Genomic DNA, 17,218 nt, shown 5'->3' with positions numbered 1-17,218 from the left:
CACAGGAGGTCCTACTTGTCCCCCTTCCGAGGGCCGGTTCACGACGAATCTCACACAGATCTCACACCGGAACGAGTCCTTCGGCCCCCGTGCGCCCTCCGTGCGGCACCTGGGAAGGATCCCACGTCGAACGGCGACGCGCGGGGCAAATTCGTTCGCTCGTACCGGATTGCCCTGCTAGGCATGGCGTATGACGACTGAGCTGCGGACGCTGCGCAAGGAAGACTGGAACGTCTGGTACGACAACCTCCTCCGCGCCTTCGGCGGCGCCACCGAACCCGCTGAGGAACGGGAGTTGTGGCAGGCACTCACTCAGTACGACCGCTCGATCGGCGTGTGGGACGGCGATCAATGCGTGGGCACGGCAGGGGCGTTCGACTTCCGGCTCACGGTGCCCGGCGGCGCCGTCGTCCCGGCGGCGGGCGTCACGATGGTCGGCGTCGCGGCCACGCACCGGCGGCGCGGGGTGCTGACGTCCATGATGCGGCGGCAGTTGGACGACATCCGCTCCTGGGGCGAGCCGCTGGCCGTGCTGACCGCGTCCGAGCCGGTGATCTACGGCCGCTTCGGGTACGGCCTGGCCACGCATCGCGTCGCCGCCAACATCGACACCGCCCGGGTACGGCTGTCCGTACCACCCGGCACGGACGATGTACGGCTGCGGTACGCGGATCCCGCCGAGGTGCTCGACGTGTGCGAGGCGGTGTACGCCCGCCGGGTGCCGGAGCGGCCGGGGATGCTGGAGCGGCGGCCCGGCTGGGAGCGGGTGGATCTCCTCGACACGGAACGCCACCGGGACGGGGCCTCGCCGCTGCAGTGCGTGGTGGCGGAGCGGGCCGGTGACGGGGGCGGATCCGAGGTGGTGGGGTACGCCCGCTTCCGGATCAAGCCCGACTGGGGGCAGGCCGGGCCGCAGGGGGTGGTCCAGTTGAGCTCGCTGGAGGCCGCGGACCCCGCCGCGCGGGCCGCGTTGTGGCGGTTCCTCTTCGACATCGACCTGACGCAGTGCGTGGTCGCGCACCGCCTGCCGGTGGACGAACCGGTGCTGCATCTGGTGTCGGACGTCCGCCGGTGCGGGCTGCGGATCAAGGACGATCTGCATCTGCGGCTCGTCGAGGTCGGTGCGGCGCTGCGGGCGCGGACCTATCAGGCGCCGGTGGACGTCGTGTTCGAGGTCGAGGACGCCTTCTGCCCCTGGAACGAGGGGCGTTGGCGGCTCACCGGCGACACCAAGGGCGCGACCTGCGACCGGACCGCCGACGCCGCCGATCTCTCCCTCTCCGTACGGGAGTTGGGGGCGGCCTATCTGGGGGGCGTGAGCCTGACCTCATTGGCCGCGGCCGGGCGGGTGCGGGAGCTGCGCGAGGGGGCGCTGGCGGAGGCGTCCACGGCGTTCCTGGCGTCGGGGCTCGCGCCCTGGCTGCCGCACGGATTCTAAGCGCCGGGGCTCGCGCCCGGGCTTTGGCAGGACGGGCACCAGAAGAGGTTGCGGGCGGCGAGATCGGCGGTGCGGATCTCGCCGCCACAGATGTGACAGGGCAGGGTCGCCCTGCGGTACACGTACACCTCGCCGCCGTGATCGTCGACGCGGGGTGGACGGCCCATCGCCTCCGGGAGGTGTTCGGGGCGGACCGTGTCGATGCGGTTGTGGCGTACGCCCTCGCGCATCAGGGCGACGAGGTCGGCCCAGATCGCGTCCCACTCCGCCGGGGTGAGGTCCTTGCCCGCGCGGTACGGGTCGATGCCGTGCCGGAAGAGGACCTCCGCGCGGTAGACGTTGCCGACGCCCGCGATCACCTTCTGGTCCAGGAGGAGGGCGGCGATCGTCGTACGGCTGCGGGAGATCCTGGTGTACGCGCGGGCCGGGTCGGCGTCGGGGCGGAGGGGGTCCGGGCCGAGGCGGGCGTGTACGGCCTGCTTCTCGGCGTCCGTGATCAGGGCGCAGGTCGTCGGGCCGCGGAGGTCCATGTACGCCGTGTCGTTGCGCAGCCGCAGGCGGACGGTGTCCGTGGGCGGGGGTGCGGGGGCCGGGCCGAAGGTGACCTTGCCGAAGAGGCCGAGGTGGATGTGCACCCATTCCTCGGCGTCCGGGTCGCCGAAGTGCAGGAAGAGGTGTTTGCCGTGGGCTTCGGCGGTGTGGAGAGGGGTGCCGGTGAGGAGGGCGGCCGCGTCGGCGAACTTGCCCTGGGGGCTGGTGACGTGGGTGGGCCGGTCACCGCCGCCGAAGTGGGTCAGGCAGTCTTCGGCGAGGCGGTGGATGGTGTGCCCCTCCGGCACGGGGTCCTCCGGGGGTTCGGCAGGGTGGGTCGGGGTGGGGGGCGGTGCGTTGTCGGGTGCGGGTGCGTGGGGCTTCTCGCGCAGTTCCCCGCGCCCCTGAAAGGCCGGGGCTGCGCCCCGTGCTTTTCAGGGGCGCGCCCGAACCCACGCGTCGCTGCGGCGTCAGTCCTGGGGGTGGTGGGCCGGGATCGGGGGCAGGTCGCCCGTCGTCTCGTAGGACGCCAGCATGTCGATGCGGCGGATGTGACGCTCGTCACCGGAGAACGGGGTGTTGAGGAAGGTCTCGACGAACTTGGTCGCGTCTTCCTGGGAGTGCATGCGGGCGCCGACCGCGACGACGTTCGCGTTGTTGTGCTCACGCCCGAGCGCCGCGGTCTCGGCGCTCCACGCGAGGGCCGCGCGGACACCGGCCACCTTGTTCGCGGCGATCTGCTCCCCGTTGCCCGAGCCGCCGATGACGATGCCGAGGGACCCGGGGTCCGCGGCCGTACGCTCCGCCGCGCGGAGGCAGAACGGCGGGTAGTCGTCCAGGGCGTCGTAGATGTGGGGCCCGCAGTCGACGGGCTCGTGGCCGGCGGCCTTCAGCCACTCGACGAGGTGGTTCTTGAGTTCGTATCCGGCGTGATCCGAGCCGAGGTAGACGCGCATGGTCCGAGTGTGACACGCGTGTTTCGGCGCGGCACGACGGGGTGCGGGACCGGGAAACTATGAGCTGGACCACGGAAGCTCAAGTAAACCTCAAGTAACGATCTGGATTCAAAGGTTCAGGATTGCTTTCACCTCCGATTCACTGGACCGATCTTTACAGCGGCCCATCCGGCCCCCAGCTGCGCACTCTCGTCTCCCGCTCTGATGAGAGTCGATCGGGGGTCCTTGGGCAGACGCACGGAAGTCCCCACAACGGCGCAAAGGAAACCTCCCCCCATGACCTCCCAGCCGACTCTGCCGAATCAGGCGGACACCCCAGACTCCTCCTCACCCCCCTCCCCCGGGCTGCACGCCGGCCTCAAGAACCGTCATCTGTCGATGATCGCCATCGGTGGTGTGATCGGCGCCGGTCTTTTCGTCGGGTCCAGTTCCGGCATCGCCACGGCCGGCCCCGGCATCCTGCTGTCGTACGCGCTCGTCGGCACCATGGTGGTGCTGGTGATGCGGATGCTCGGTGAGATGTCCGCCGCCAACCCGACCTCGGGTTCGTTCTCCGCCCATGCCGACCGCGCGCTCGGGCGCTGGGCCGGGTTCTCGATCGGCTGGCTGTACTGGTTCTTCTGGGTCGTCGTGCTCGCGGTCGAGGCGACCGCGGGTGCGGTGATCCTGGAGGGCTGGATCCCGGCCGTACCGCAGTGGGGCTGGGCGCTGATCGTGATGGTCGTGCTGACCGCCACGAACCTGGTGTCGGTGGGCTCCTACGGTGAGTTCGAGTTCTGGTTCGCCGGGATCAAGGTCGTCGCGATCGCCGCGTTCATCGTGGTGGGCGGTCTCGCGGTGTTCGGGCTGCTGCCGGGCGCCGACACCGAGAAGGCCGGGCTGGCCAACCTGACCGACCAGGGCGGGTTCCTGCCCCACGGCGCGGGCGCCATCCTCATCGGTGTGCTGCTGGTCGTCTTCTCCTTCATGGGCAGCGAGATCGCCACGCTGGCCGCCGGGGAGACGGAGGACCCGCAGAAGGCGGTGACCAAGTCCACCAACAGCATCATCTGGCGGATCGGCGTCTTCTACCTCGGGTCGATCTTCGTCGTGGTGACCCTGCTGCCGTGGAACGACCCGTCGATCAAGGAGAAGGGCTCCTACGTGGCCGCCCTGGACTCCCTGGGGATCGCGCACGCCGGGCAGATCATGAACTTCATCGTGCTGACCTCGGTGCTGTCCTGTCTCAACTCCGGTTTGTACACCGCGTCGCGGATGGCGTTCTCGCTGGGTGAGCGCGGGGACGCGCCGCGCTCGTTCGGCCGTACGAACGCGCGGGGCGTGCCGATGGTGGCCATCCTGTCGTCGGTGGTCTTCGGGTTCGTCGCGGTCATCTTCAACTACTTCTTCCCCGAAGGTGTCTTCCTCTTCCTGGTCAACTCCTCCGGTGCGGTCGCCCTGTTCGTGTGGCTCGTCATCTGCTTCTCCCAGCTGCGCATGCGGCGGATCATCGAGCGGGAGACGCCGGAGAAGCTCGTCGTGAAGATGTGGCTGTACCCGTATCTGACGTGGGCCACCATCGGGCTGATCCTCTTCGTCCTCGGCTACATGCTCACCGACACCGAGCACGGCAACCGCGAGATCCTGCTGCTGTCGCTGCTGGTCGCGGCGGTCGTCGTCGGCATCGCGCTGGTGAAGGAGAAGGTCGGTGCCGGGAAGGTCGGTGCCGGGAAGGCCGCCGGCGAGGTGTCCGACCAGGTGCGCTGATCTCTTCGAGGTCCGGGGGTCCGGTGGCGGTTCGTCCGCCGCCGGGCCCCTTTTTCGTGCCGGTCGGGGGCCTAGAGAGGGGCCTGTAGAGGGGCCTATAGAGGGGTGAAGCTCTCCTCGACCTTCTCGTAGACCGGGAGGGCGCGGTCCTCGATGTCGGGGTGGTACCAGGTGGTGAGCTGGTAGGACTTGCCGCCGGTGTTGAAGCCCAACGAGCGGACGCGCCAGGGCAGTTCCTGGGCCGTGACGGTGTACTCCCACACGACGGCGGGCTCACCGCGGAACTCGGTCTCCTCCAGCCTGATCCGCTGGTATCCCGGCCCCTGGCTGGTGCTCTTCTCCTTCTTCCGCCACTGCTCCAGCAGGTCGCCGCGTGCGAGGGAGGCCTTGCCGACGATCTCCTGCCGGGCGTCCGGCGAGGTGTAGTGCACTTCCGCGCCGGCGTGCACCTCACGGGAGAAGCCGTCGGGTGGGACCCAGGCGAAGACACCGGCCTCCGTACGGGCGCCCGGGGGGAGTTTCGGCGGGCGGGAGGTGCCGGCGACGGTGGGAGAGGGGGACGGGCCGGGGGGCGAGGAGGTCGTCGACGACGCCTTGTCGCCCGTGCCGTCGGGCGAGCCGTTCATCGTCGGTACGACGACCGCGGCCACGGCGGCGGTCACGGCCACGGCGGCGGCCGCGACGAGGCCGATACGGCGGTGGTCGCGCCGGGGGCCTACGGGGCTCGCGGGATCGTCCGGTTCCGTACGGCTGGACGGCACGGGCGGGCCCGGGAGTTCGCCGGGGGGCATGGGGGCGGGCGTGGGACCGGGTGTGGGGAGGGGCGTCGGGCTGGGCCTGGGCCGGGTCGGTAGGTCGCTGTCGGCGGAGGGTGCGGGGGCCTCCGGCGAGGGGGCGGGGTTGGGGTGGTGGGAGGCCGCCGGGGGTTGGGATGCGGAGGGTTGCGGGGGTGGGGGCGGGGTGCGGCGGCGGACGGGGGTGGTGGCTCGGTCGGGTTCCGGGGTGGAACGGGCTGTGGGGGTGGGGTGCCGGATGGGCGAGGGGGGTGTCGGCTCGGGTGCCGGGGCGGAGCGTTCTGTGGGGGTGGGGCGTCGTGCGGGAGAAGGGGGTGTCGGCTCGGGATCCGGGGCGGTGCCGGGTGGCGGTGGTGGGTTTCCGGTCGGTGGCCTCGGCCTCTCCTCTATCGGCGCCGGGGGGGTCGCGATCGGCCTGTCGGGGGCGGGCGTGGGATTCGCGATGCCGGAATTCGTTTCGTCGCGGCGCGCTGTGGCGTCTTCGGTTCCGGGATCCGGGGCGGTCAGGTCACCCGGCTCACTCAATTCGCTTGGTTTACCTGGTTCACCGGGTTCGCCCGGGGAAGCCGGCTCACCTGCGACCTCTTCTTCCGCCGATGTCGGCCGTCCCGGCTCCGTGGGCGCCGAGATCGGCGGCGGGGCGAGCGGCGTGGGGGTGGCCACGGTGCGCAGTGTCTCGGTGAGTTGGGGCAGGTCGGGGCGGGCCTCCGGGTCCTTGGCCAGGAGGGCGGCCAGGAGGTGCTGGAGGGGGCCCGCGGCTGCGGGGAGTTCGGGCTCCTCGTAGAGGACGGCGTGGAGGGTGGCGAGGGTGGTGGTGCGGGAGAAGGGGGAGCGTCCGCCGAGGGCCGCGCAGAGCGTGGCGCCGAGGGACCAGAGGTCGGAGGGCGGGCCCTGGGGGCGGCCGGAGATCCGCTCGGGGGCCATGTAGTCGGGGGAGCCGACGAGCATGCCGGCCATGGTGAGGGCCTCGGCGTTCTGGATGGCGGCGATACCGAAGTCGGTGAGGACGGCCCGGTGGGCACCCGTGCGCTTGATGAGGACGTTGGCCGGTTTGATGTCGCGGTGCAGGACGCCCTGGGCGTGCACCTGGCCCAGCGCGTCGACGAGTTCGAGACCGATCCGGGCCGTGTCGTACGGGTCCAGGGGGCCGTTCTCCGCCACCAGCCGTTCCAGGGAGCGGCCGTCGATGAGTTCCATGACGATCCAGAGCCGTTCGCCCGCGTCGACCACGTCGTAGACGCGCACGACGTTGGGGTGGTCGATCCGGGCTGTGGCCCTGGCCTCGCGCAGGGTTCGCTCGCGTCGGGTGCGGCTGTCCTCCGGGTCCTGACCGTCGATGCGCATTTCCTTGACGGCCACCTGCCGGTCGAGTATTTCGTCGATGGCCCGCCAGACCCGGCCCATTCCGCCCTGGCCGATACATTCGACCAGTCGATATCGGTCGGCCACGATAAGACCCGGAACACCACCCCGTGTTATTTCCGGCACCCCCATGCCCCCCTTCGGCAACCCTTTCACGACTGACCGCACGCGCCACAGCGGAACCACATCGTCGCGCATTGGTCACACTTCGTGCCGCACCAGCATAGTGCCGGGAAATCTTGTGGTACCTCTTCATAGGCCGCGAATTCAGGCACGGCCAGGGGGACCCGAGGGGGATGGAACATGAGTTCTCATCGTAAGGCTGCCATCGCCGGATCGCTGCTCACCGCGTCGTTCACGTCGGTGATGATCCTCGGCTTCACGGCCTCGGCGGAGGACGAGGGGGGATTGAGCAATCATGGCGGAAAGGCCGTGGACGCGGCACCGGTGGACGTAAAGCTCTCGACGCTGCTGTCCAAGGAGATCAAAGTCGACAACAAGTCCGGGGAAACAGATATCACCGGCGTCGTGAAGAACGAGGGCGGCAAGGCGAGCGGGGAAATTCGCATGCTCGTGGTCGGTTTCGACGGTCTGACGGTCAAGAACGTGAAGGGTTGTTCGGCAATTCCGGAGGGGGATCTTCCCGACGGCGCGAACAGCGGTTTCGCGTGCGCGATCGACGATCTGGCGGCCGGAAAGTCGAAGACCTATGCGATAGACGCCACGTACGACCTGGGGAAGCAGGGCAAGATCTGTCTGCCCGTGCAGAACGCCGACGGCTCGAAGACGTACTGGCAGCAGGGGCCGGTCCCGTTCGGCACGACCAACCAGGCACCGAACGAGCCCGCCACGCCGCTGCTGCTCGGCACCGACAACAGTCCGGTCACCCCCGGCGGGGATGACGGTGACGGCGACAGCGGTGGCAGCGGCGGGGGCGGGGGCGGGAAGGACGGCAAGGACGGCAAGCCGGGCGAGTTGCCGCAGACCGGGCCGGCCGACCGCGTCCTGCCGCTGGGCATGGCGGGCGCCGCGCTCATCTCCGCCGGGGCCGCGGGTCTGTGGTGGAACCAGCGGCGGGCCCGGCAGGAGTCCTGACCCGGGACGCCGGAAGGCCCGGCGCCCGTTCAGCGGCGGTGAGCCGACGGGGTCACTTCTTCAGCAACTTCCATGCCGTCGGCAGCAGGCCCATGGCCAGCACGACCTTGATGGCGTCGCCGATCAGGAAGGGGGTGAGGCCGAGCGCGACGGCGGAGGAGAGGCTGATGTCGGCGGTGGCGGCGAGGTACGGGACGCCGACGGCGTAGATGATCGCCTCGCCGACGAGCATCGTGCCGGCCATCCGCAGCGTGGAGCGGTCGCCACCCCGACGGGCCAGGGCGCCCACGGCGGCGACCGCCAGGATCATGCCGAGGATGTAGCCGAAGGAGACGCCGACGCCGGACGTGCCGTTCGCGAACCACGGCACGCCGGCCAGGCCGGCCAGCGCGTACAGCGCGAGGGAGGCGACACCCCGGCCCGCGCCGAGGGTGGTGCCGACGAGCAGGGCCGCGAAGGTCTGGCCGGTGACCGGGACCGGCGAGCCCGGCACGGGCACCGCGATCTGGGCGGCGAGCCCGGTGAGCGCGGCGCCGCCCACCACGAGCGCGATGTCGCGGGCGCGGACGCCGGAGAAGGGCAGACGGTCGGCGAGGACCTCGCCGGGGCGGACTGACGTGGCGGCGGCAGTGCTCATGTTGGGCTCACTCCGGGCGGGTGACGGTGGCGGGGACTCGGTGACGCTATCCCAGGCCCCGCGCGCCGGGCACCGTCAGCGGTCGACAAAGGGAGGAACGACGGCTTGGTGGGCTTCACACAAAGGATGCGGGTTACACCCGGTACGACGTGACACCGGTCACTGAGGTGGCGCGGCTGGGGCCCTGACGGGACGTCGTCTCCCATCTGTAGGGTTTCACCAATCGGGTCGGAGGCGTGGACGGGTGCCGTCTCGCCCGTCGGTCGCCGTCTGGGCAGCGGTGGGCCGTTTTGCTAGCTTCGGACGCATGGTTGCCCAGGCCCGGTACTTCTCGTCGCGTCGCTACGTCGACCTGCGACGCGTGGGCGCGGCCACCTGTCGCCGACCCGGGTGAGGCGGCTCCGGCACGCCTCGCCTTCCGTGAGGCGCAGTGTCGGACCCGTTCCCGAGGATGATCGCCATGCCGCGTGCCGCGACAGCACCCACCCTTCACGTTCCCTCAACTCCCGCTCCTTCGGGCGCCCTTCGGGCCGCTCCCCCGTCGGCGTCCCCCTCCGCCGCCGGGTCTCCGGTTCCGCGTGCCGCCGACAGTGACCGGCGAAGGACCAGTGCCAGCGTGGTCCTGCGGTCCGTGCTGGAGCACGGTCCCGTGGCACGCAGCATCATCGCCCGCGTGACGGGGCTGTCGCCGGCCTCGGTGACCGACTACTGCGCCCGGTTCACCGGCCTCGGGCTCATCCGTGAGGCCGAGCCGCCCCGGCGCTCCAAGGGGGCGGGGCGTCCGCACGTTCCCCTCGACCTGGACGACTCCCGGTTCGTGGTGGGCGGGGTGCATGTGGCCGTCCCGTTCACGACGGTCGCCCTGCTCGATCTGCGCGGACGGGTGCTCGTGGAGCGGCGGTTGAAGCACGCGTCCACCGAGCCGGGCCCGGTCCTGGCGCGGGCCGCCGACGAACTCCGGGCCCTGCTGGACGCGACGCCGGGCTGCCGGGCCCTGGCCGTCGGCTTCGCGGCCGGCGGCTGGGTGGACCGGGAGAGCGGGACCGTCGTCGAGCATCCGCTGCTGGGCTGGCGTGAGGTGCCGGTGCGCGAGGTGCTCGGCGCCCTGACCGGGCTGCCGGTCCATGTGGACGGGCACGCACGGGCGTTGGTGGGTGCCGAGCAGTTGTTCGGGCGGGCGCGGGGCAGCCGGAGTGTGCTGCATCTGTTCGTCGGCAACATGGTCGACGCAGCGTTCGCGACCAACGACGAGGTGCACCACGGGCCGCGCTCGCAGGCCGGGTCGGTCGCCCATCTACCGTTGCCCGGCGGCACCGAGCCCTGCGACTGCGGGCGGGTCGGCTGCCTCCAGGTCGAGTTGAGCGAGCGGACGCTGTGCCGGCGTGCCCGGGAGGCCGGGGTCATCGACGGGGCGAACCCGACGCGGGTGCTGGCCGCCGCCGCGGACGGCGACGCCACGGCCGTACGGCTGCTGGTGGAACGGGCCCGGATGGTGGGCCGGGCGGCGGAGTTGCTGCTCGACGTGCTGAACCCGGAGACCGTGGTCGTCACCGAGATCGGGGTGATGGGCCGAGAGGACTGTCTCGCCGCGTTGCACGAGGTGGTCGGGGCGGGCCGGGCGGCGGCCGTGGGGCCGACGAGCTTCCCCGACTCGGTGCTGGCGACGGCGGGCGGGGCGGTGGCCCTGGACGTGTTGTTCCGGGATCCGCTGGGGTCCGTGGAGCGTCTGGAGCATGCCTCGGCCGGGGTCGGTTAATTCAGAAACTCCGAATGTTGACAGGCCTTGTCGAAGACCGGGAACATCGTATTCATGCTGCTCACGAGTTGTCGCACCCTCTGTTGCTGACACGTTGACGTCCCGGAGTGCCCCTCGCACTCCGGCCTACGCGGCACTTCTTCCTGCGTGAAATTCACTTCCGCGGCTCCCTGCTGTCCCGCCCTTTTCCGCGGTTTCTCCGTGCGCGATTCCGTGCGCAGTCCCACCGTTCACCTCTGGGGGTTCTCCCATGCCTTCTTCCGCCGCGCCCGGTTTCGACCGGCGACTCTTCCTCACCTCTCTGCTCGGCGTCACGGCCGCGGCGGCCGGGCTCAGCGGCTGCGCCGACAGCAGCGCGGCGACCGCCGCCACGGCAGCCGACGCACCGCTGCTCACCAAGGTCCCCTCGGGTACGAGCCTGAAGATCTCCTCGTTCCAGAATCAGCAGGAGTTGCAGCTCAAGCTCGCGAAACTCGACGATCTTCCGTTCAGGGTGAGCAGTTGGGCGAACATCGGCGCCGGTCCCGATGTCATCAACGCTTTTCGTTCGGGTTCGCTGGACGTCGCCAACAATGCGGGAATCCCGCCGATCCAGGCGTACTACCAGGGATACGACGCGAAGATCGTCGCGATCAACATCACCCGGAAGCCGAACTATCTCTTCGCCACCAAACCCGGCAGCGACATCACCACGGTGAAGGATTTCCGGGGCAAGAAGCTCGCCTTCTCCCAGGGGCAGGCCCAGGGCGTCGTCCTCCTGCGGGCGCTGAAGGAGGCGGGGCTCGCCTACGACGACGCCGAGTTGGTCCCGCTGACCAGCAACCAGTTCCTGACCGCCCTCCAGTCGGGCCAGGTGGACGTCGCGCCGCTCGCCAACCAGCAGGCGCCCGCCTATCTCCAGCAGTACGAGTCCAAGGGCGCCCGCACGATCCCCACCGACGTGGTGGACCTGCTCAGCCTGCTGTGGGCGCCGGCCTCCGTGCTGGGCGACTCCGCGAAGGCCGCCGCCGTCGCCGCGTACATCCCGTACTGGGCGAAGGGCGCGGTCTGGCAGTACGAGAACCCGGACATCTGGAACGAGGAGTTCTACGTGAAGACCCAGAACCTGACGTCCGCCCAGGCCGAGTCGATCAGCGAGCTCGCCAACAAGCCGCTGTTCCCGCCGAGTTGGGACGAGGCCATCAAGTGGGAGCAGGAGACCGCCGATCTGCTGGCGGAGGGCGGCTTCGTGAAGAAGTTCGACGTGGGCACGCTCTTCGACCGGCGGTTCGAGGGGATCGCCGCGAAGGCCGTGACCGCGGAGTACCGGAAGTGAGCGCCGTGACCACGGGCGCCGCCGCGGGCGCGGAGGCCGCCGAGACGACGGCGACCGACAGGACTGCGGTGGGCGCCGCGACCGTGGCGGTCGTAGACGAGACCGTCCAGGTGCGCAGGCGTCGCCGTCTCTCCCCCGGTAAGCGGCTGCCCGCCTCCCGGCTGGTCGGGCCGGTGTTGTTCCTCGTCCTGTGGGCCGCCGCCTCCGCTGCCGGTCAGCTCGACCCGGCGGCGATCCCGGCGCCCTGGACGGTGTTGGAGACCGGGGTCCGGCTGTGGACCGACGGGACGCTGACGACGGACATCGTGACCTCGTTGCAGCGGGCCGGGTCCGGGTTCGCGATCGGGCTGACCGCCGGGATCGTGCTCGCCCTGGCCTCCGGGCTGAGCCGGACCGGCGAGGCACTGATCGACGGAACCGTGCAGCTCAACCGGGCGATCCCGACGCTGGGTCTGATCCCTCTGTTCATCCTCTGGCTGGGCATCGGCGAGACCTTCAAGATCGCGATCATCGCCATCGTCGTCTACATCCCGATCTACCTCAACACCCATGCGGCGCTGGCCGGGATCGACAGCCGTTTCGTCGAACTCGCCGAGGTGCAGGGGCTGTCGCGGTTCCAGTTCGTCCGGCAGATCGTCGTTCCCGGCGCGCTGCCCGGCTTCTTCGTGGGCCTGCGGCTCGGGGTGACCGGCTCCTGGCTGGGCCTGGTCGTGCTGGAGCAGATCAACGCCACCAACGGACTCGGCTACATGATGTTCCAGGCCACCAACTACGGCCAGAGCGACGTCATCCTCGTCGGCCTGGCCGTCTACGGGATCTTCGGTCTGGTCTCCGACAGCGCGGTCCGTCTCATCGAACGGAGGGTGCTGTCATGGCGACGCACACTGAGCAGCTGACAGCCACACCCGCAGCGGCGGCCACGGCCACGGTCGACCGCCCCGCCGTACAACTGCGCGAACTGACGCGGTCGTTCGACGGACGCAAGGTGCTCGACGGTGTCGATCTCGACATCCCCGCCGGGCAGTTCGTCGCCCTGCTTGGGCACAGCGGCTCCGGCAAGAGCACCCTGCTGCGGGCGGTCGCCGGGCTCGACCACGAGGTGGCGGGCAGCGGCCGGCTGACCGCGCCGACCAGGGTGTCCGTCGTCTTCCAGGACTCCCGGCTGCTGCCCTGGCGCCGCGTCCTCGACAACGTGCTGCTCGGCGCGGAGGGCAAGGACGCCGCCGACAAGGGCCGCGCGGCCCTCGCCGAGGTGGGCCTCAAGGGCCGCGAGCGCGCCTGGCCGAACGAGCTGTCCGGCGGTGAGGCCCAGCGCGCGGCGCTGGCCCGCTCCCTCGTCCGTGAGCCCGAACTGCTGCTCGCCGACGAGCCGTTCGGCGCGCTCGACGCGCTCACCCGGATCAGGATGCACACCCTGCTGCGGCAGTTGTGGGAGCGGCACCGGCCTTCCGTGCTGCTCGTCACCCACGACGTCGACGAGGCGATCGTGCTCGCCGACCGGGTCCTCGTGCTCGAACAGGGCCGCATCGGCCTCGACCTGACCATCGACCGCCCGCACCCGCGCTCCTACCGGGATCCCCTGCTGGGCGAGTACCGGGAGCGGCTGCTGGCCGCGCTCGGTGTGACGGAGGACCACCAGTGACCGGCTACGCAGAACCACCAGTGAACCGGGAGAACAGACACGTGCCGCCCCGACAGCTCCATCTCAACGCCTTCCTGATGAACACCGGGCACCACGAGGCCTCGTGGCGGCTGCCCGAGTCCGACCCGTACGCGCACGTCGAGCTGGACCACTACGTGCGCCTCGCCCGGATCGCGGAACGCGGTACGTTCGACTCGCTGTTCCTGGCCGACGGGCCGCAGTTGTGGGGCAGCGTGGGCCAGCGTCCGGCGGGCGCCCTGGAACCGCTCACCCTGCTGACCGCGCTGGCGACGGCCACCGAGCACATCGGTCTGATCGCCACCGCCTCCACCTCCTACAACTCCCCCTACAACCTGGCCCGCAAGTTCGCCTCGCTCGACATCCTCAGCGGCGGCCGGGCCGGCTGGAACATCGTCACCACCGCCGGCGCCGAGGCGGCCCGCAACTTCGGTCTGGACGCCGAGCCCGCGCACGCCCAGCGGTACGCGCGGGCCGCCGAGTTCCTCGACGTGGCGCTGAAGCTCTGGGACAGCTGGGAGGACGACGCGATCGTCGCCGACAAGGAGACCGGCGTCTGGGGCGACGACAGGAAGATCCATCCGCCCCGGCACCGGGGGACGTACTTCAGCGTCGAGGGCCCGCTCAACGTGCCGCGCTCGCCGCAGGGTTACCCGCTGCTGGTGCAGGCGGGGTCCAGCGAGGACGGCAAGGCGTTCGCCGCGCGGTACGCGGAGGCCGTGTTCACCGCGCAGCAGACCGTCGAGGACGCGCGGGCGTTCTACGCCGACCTCAAGGCCCGTACGGTCGCGGCCGGCCGGGACCCCGAGCACATCAAGGTGCTGCCCGGGATCGTCCCCGTGCTCGGATCGACGGAGGCCGAGGCACGGGCCGCCGAGCAGGTCCTGGAGGACCACATCGTGTACGCGCACGGCGTGGGCAATCTGGAGCGGCTGCTGCAACTGCCCTCCGGTTCGCTGGAGTTGGACGCCCGGCTGCCCGCCGATCTGCCGCCGGAGAGCGCGATCGAGGGCGCCAAGAGCCGCTACACCCTCGTCGTCGAGCTGGCCCGGCGCGACCGGCTCACCGTGCGGGAGCTGATCGGGCGGCTGGGCGGCGGGCGCGGGCACCTCACGTTCGCCGGGACGCCCGAGCAGGTGGCCGACACGATCGAGACCTGGTTCACGCAAGGCGCCGCCGACGGCTTCAACATCATGCCCGCGGTGCTGCCGTCCGGCCTCGACGCCTTCGTCGAGCACGTCGTCCCGATCCTGCGCGCCCGCGGTCTGCTCCGCACCGAGTACGGGCCGCGCCGGACCCTGCGGGACCGCTACGGCCTGCCGCGTCCCGCCAACCAGCACGTGGGCGCGGCCGCGTCCTCGTCAGCCCCGGCCTCCGCCTCCACTCCCGCCCTCGTCTGAACCCTCCCGAGCCCGGCCCCGAAAGGAACCACACCATGGCCATCGACATCCGCAAGGTCACCGGGAACATCGGTGCCCGAGTCTCCGGCGTCGACATCGCCCGGCCCCTCGACCAGGCGACGGTCGCGGCGCTGCGCGAGGCGCTCAACGTCCACAAGGCGCTCGTCTTCGACGACGTGAACCTCGACGACGACGGTCACCAGGCCTTCGTCCGGCACTTCGGCGACATCACCACCGCCCATCCGACGGTGGCCGCCGTCGAGGGCGCCGCGAACGTCCTGCCCGTGGACAGCGAGCGGGGCCGCGCCAACCACTGGCACACCGACGTCACGTTCGTCCTCAACCCGCCGCAGGCCACCACCCTGCGCAGCATCACGATCCCGCCGTACGGCGGCGAGACACTGATCGCCAACGCGGCGGCGGCCTACCGGGACCTGCCCGAGCCGCTGCGGCGACTGGCCGACGGCCTGTGGGCCGAGCACACCAACGACTACGACTACGCGGTGCCCGACGAGGAGATCGACGCGGAACAGGCCGAGCAGCGCGCCCGGTTCACCTCGATCACGTACCGCACGGCCCACCCGGTCGTGCGCGTCCACCCGCTGACCGGTGAACGCGGGCTGTTCATCGGCGGGTTCGCGCAGCGGATCGTGGGCCTGTCGCTCGGCGAGTCCCGCAAGGTCCTCGACCTGCTCCAGTCGTACGTGACCCGGCCGGAGAACGTGCTGCGGCACCGCTGGTCGGAGAACCAGCTCGTCGTCTTCGACAACCGCATCACCCAGCACTACGCCATCGACAACTACGACGGTCTGCCGCGCCGACTGCACCGGGTGACCGTCGCCGGTGACGTCCCGGTGGGCATCGAGGGCAAGGAGAGCTACTCGATCGAGGGGGACGCCTCGCACTACACGTCCGTGGCCGCCCGGGAGGAGGTCACTGCCGTAGCCGCGTAGTCACCTTCCGTGCCGGTCGCGTCCGGATAGCGGACAGCCCCTCCGCACGATGGAGGGGCTGTCCAGACTGTCGGCGTTTTTGCCGATCTCACGCATTGGACGAACCGCGCCCATGCCCAGCACCTCCGTCAAGGCCCCACAAGAGCCCGACGCGTCCCTGTCCCACGGCCTCAAGCAGCGCCACCTCTCGATGATCGCCCTCGGCGGTGTGATCGGCGCGGGCCTCTTCGTCGGGTCCGGGGCGGGCATCGCCGCCGCCGGTCCGTCGATCGTCCTCGCGTACGCGCTCTCCGGGCTTCTCGTCATGCTGGTGATGCGGATGCTCGGTGAGATGTCCGCCGCGTACCCCTCCTCGGGCTCCTTCTCCGCGCACGCCGAGCGCGCCATCGGTCCGTGGGCTGGCTTCACGGCCGGCTGGTCGTTCTGGGTGCTGCTCTGCACGGCCGTGGGCCTGGAGGGCATCGGCGCCGCGAAGATCGTGACGGGGTGGCTGCCCGGGACGCCCGAGTGGGCCTGGGTGGCGCTGTTCATGCTGGTGTTCCTCGGCACCAACCTGGCCGCGGTGAAGAACTTCGGCGAGTTCGAGTTCTGGTTCGCCGCGCTGAAGGTCGGTGCGATCTCCCTGTTCCTGGTGCTGGGTGTGCTGGCCGTCGCCGGTGTCCTGCCCGGCACCGACGCGCCCGGCCTCACCAACCTCACCGGCGAGGGCGGTCTGCTGCCGGGCGGCGCCGACGGCCTGGTCATCGGCCTGTTGGCGTCGATCTTCGCGTACGGCGGTCTGGAGACCGTGACGATCGCGGCGGCCGAGTCCGAGGACCCGGTGAAGGGCGTGGCCACGGCGGTCCGTACGGCGATGTGGCGCATCGCCCTCTTCTACATCGGCTCCATGGCGGTCATCGTCACCCTCGTCCCGTGGGACTCCAAGGAGGTCGTGGAGAAGGGCCCGTACGTCGCCGCCCTGGACCATCTGGGCATCCCCGGCGCCGGTCAGGTGATGAACGTGGTCGTGCTGGTGGCCCTGCTGAGCGCGATGAATGCCAACATCTACGGCTCGTCCCGGATCGCCTACTCGCTGGTGGCGCGGGGGCAGGGCCCGAAGGTGATCGGCCGGGTCTCGGGCGGGGTCCCCCGGATCGCGGTGCTGGCCTCCAGCGTCTTCGGCTTCCTCTGCGTCCTGCTGAGCTACTGGCGCCCCGACGACGTCTTCCCCTGGCTCCTCAACATGATCGGCGCGGTCGTCCTCGTCGTCTGGATCCTCATCGCCGTCTCGCAGTTGCTCCTGCGCCGGCGTATCGAGCGTGAGGCCCCGGAGCGGCTGGTCGTGCGGATGTGGGCGTTCCCCTGGCTGACGTGGGTGGCGCTCGCGGGGATGGCCGCGATCTTCGTCCTGATGGCCCGGGAGCCGGGGACGCGGACGCAGTTGTACTGGACGGGCGGGATGACGCTGGTCCTGGCGGTGGTCGGGTACGCCCGGCAGCGGGTGCGCGCCACGCGCTGACCTCGGGGCGGCGAACGCCGGCATCGCACGCACACACTTCAGGGCCCTCGCGCGGAGGACGGACGGTCGGTTCGCGC

Annotated in this window: 14 protein-coding genes; 10 read left to right on the top strand and 4 right to left on the bottom strand. The window is 70.7% G+C overall.

Annotated features, from left to right (window positions below; all coding sequences use genetic code 11):
- Nucleotides 1-190: 190 nt before the first annotated feature.
- Nucleotides 191-1,438 carry a GNAT family N-acetyltransferase gene (locus tag PUR53_RS44810; protein WP_329912319.1) on the top strand — a complete coding sequence of 416 codons (1,248 nt, stop codon included), beginning with the start codon at nt 191-193 and terminating at the stop codon, nt 1,436-1,438.
- On the opposite strand, the gene PUR53_RS44805 is transcribed toward PUR53_RS44810, so the two are convergent.
- Together PUR53_RS44805 and PUR53_RS44800 are read right to left on the bottom strand one after the other, a co-directional pair.
- A complete protein-coding gene (locus tag PUR53_RS44805; RefSeq protein ID WP_329912318.1) occupies nt 1,435-2,277 on the bottom strand; it encodes an Fpg/Nei family DNA glycosylase in 843 nt (280 codons plus the stop codon). The two genes, PUR53_RS44810 and PUR53_RS44805, sit on opposite strands and share 4 nt — an antisense overlap.
- Before the next feature lie 162 nt (nt 2,278-2,439).
- On the bottom strand, nt 2,440-2,925 hold the full coding sequence (locus PUR53_RS44800; RefSeq protein WP_329899520.1) for a ribose-5-phosphate isomerase: 486 nt from the start codon (nt 2,923-2,925) through the stop codon (nt 2,440-2,442).
- A gap of 276 nt (nt 2,926-3,201) precedes the next feature.
- Between PUR53_RS44800 and PUR53_RS44795 the strand changes: the two genes are divergently transcribed.
- Entirely contained in the window at nt 3,202-4,671 is a 1,470-nt protein-coding gene (locus PUR53_RS44795) for an amino acid permease (protein ID WP_329912317.1), read from the top strand.
- 95 nt (nt 4,672-4,766) lie between these two features.
- Here PUR53_RS44795 and PUR53_RS44790 read toward each other — a convergent pair whose 3' ends face one another.
- Complete coding sequence (locus PUR53_RS44790) at nt 4,767-6,959, bottom strand: serine/threonine-protein kinase (RefSeq protein WP_443080439.1); 2,193 nt, start codon at nt 6,957-6,959, stop codon at nt 4,767-4,769.
- A gap of 171 nt (nt 6,960-7,130) precedes the next feature.
- Between PUR53_RS44790 and PUR53_RS44785 the strand changes: the two genes are divergently transcribed.
- Complete coding sequence (locus PUR53_RS44785; RefSeq protein WP_329912315.1) at nt 7,131-7,922, top strand: cell wall protein; 792 nt, start codon at nt 7,131-7,133, stop codon at nt 7,920-7,922.
- Nucleotides 7,923-7,974: 52 nt separating this feature from the next.
- On the opposite strand, the gene PUR53_RS44780 is transcribed toward PUR53_RS44785, so the two are convergent.
- On the bottom strand, nt 7,975-8,559 hold the full coding sequence (locus tag PUR53_RS44780; RefSeq protein ID WP_329899516.1) for a biotin transporter BioY: 585 nt from the start codon (nt 8,557-8,559) through the stop codon (nt 7,975-7,977).
- Between the two features lie 451 nt (nt 8,560-9,010).
- Here PUR53_RS44780 and PUR53_RS44775 point away from each other — a divergent pair, with 451 nt between their 5' ends.
- The 7 genes from PUR53_RS44775 (at nt 9,011) to PUR53_RS44745 (ending at nt 17,141) form a co-directional block, all read left to right on the top strand.
- Complete coding sequence (locus PUR53_RS44775; protein WP_329912374.1) at nt 9,011-10,315, top strand: ROK family protein; 1,305 nt, start codon at nt 9,011-9,013, stop codon at nt 10,313-10,315.
- A 250-nt stretch (nt 10,316-10,565) separates the two neighbouring features.
- Nucleotides 10,566-11,630, top strand: a complete 1,065-nt coding sequence (locus PUR53_RS44770) for an ABC transporter substrate-binding protein (RefSeq protein ID WP_329912314.1) — start codon at nt 10,566-10,568, stop codon at nt 11,628-11,630.
- Nucleotides 11,631-11,698: 68 nt separating this feature from the next.
- Nucleotides 11,699-12,526 carry an ABC transporter permease gene (locus PUR53_RS44765; RefSeq protein WP_329899585.1) on the top strand — a complete coding sequence of 276 codons (828 nt, stop codon included), beginning with the start codon at nt 11,699-11,701 and terminating at the stop codon, nt 12,524-12,526.
- Nucleotides 12,502-13,272: an ABC transporter ATP-binding protein gene (locus PUR53_RS44760; protein WP_329899513.1), complete on the top strand. Its 771-nt coding sequence runs from the start codon at nt 12,502-12,504 to the stop codon at nt 13,270-13,272. Before PUR53_RS44765 ends, PUR53_RS44760 begins: the two co-directional genes overlap by 25 nt.
- 41 nt (nt 13,273-13,313) lie before the next feature.
- Nucleotides 13,314-14,690, top strand: a complete 1,377-nt coding sequence (locus PUR53_RS44755; protein ID WP_329912313.1) for an LLM class flavin-dependent oxidoreductase — start codon at nt 13,314-13,316, stop codon at nt 14,688-14,690.
- Between the two features lie 35 nt (nt 14,691-14,725).
- Complete coding sequence (locus tag PUR53_RS44750) at nt 14,726-15,643, top strand: TauD/TfdA dioxygenase family protein (RefSeq protein WP_329899511.1); 918 nt, start codon at nt 14,726-14,728, stop codon at nt 15,641-15,643.
- Between the two features lie 112 nt (nt 15,644-15,755).
- Complete coding sequence (locus PUR53_RS44745) at nt 15,756-17,141, top strand: amino acid permease (protein WP_329912312.1); 1,386 nt, start codon at nt 15,756-15,758, stop codon at nt 17,139-17,141.
- Nucleotides 17,142-17,218 lie beyond the last annotated feature (77 nt).

Origin of the sequence: Streptomyces sp. SP18BB07, assembly GCF_036322545.1 — a bacterium.
Classification (GTDB): Bacteria; Actinomycetota; Actinomycetes; order Streptomycetales; family Streptomycetaceae; genus Streptomyces; species Streptomyces deccanensis.
The sequence above is the reverse complement of the archived record's forward strand: the minus strand, read 5'-3'. Positions and strand labels throughout refer to the sequence as shown.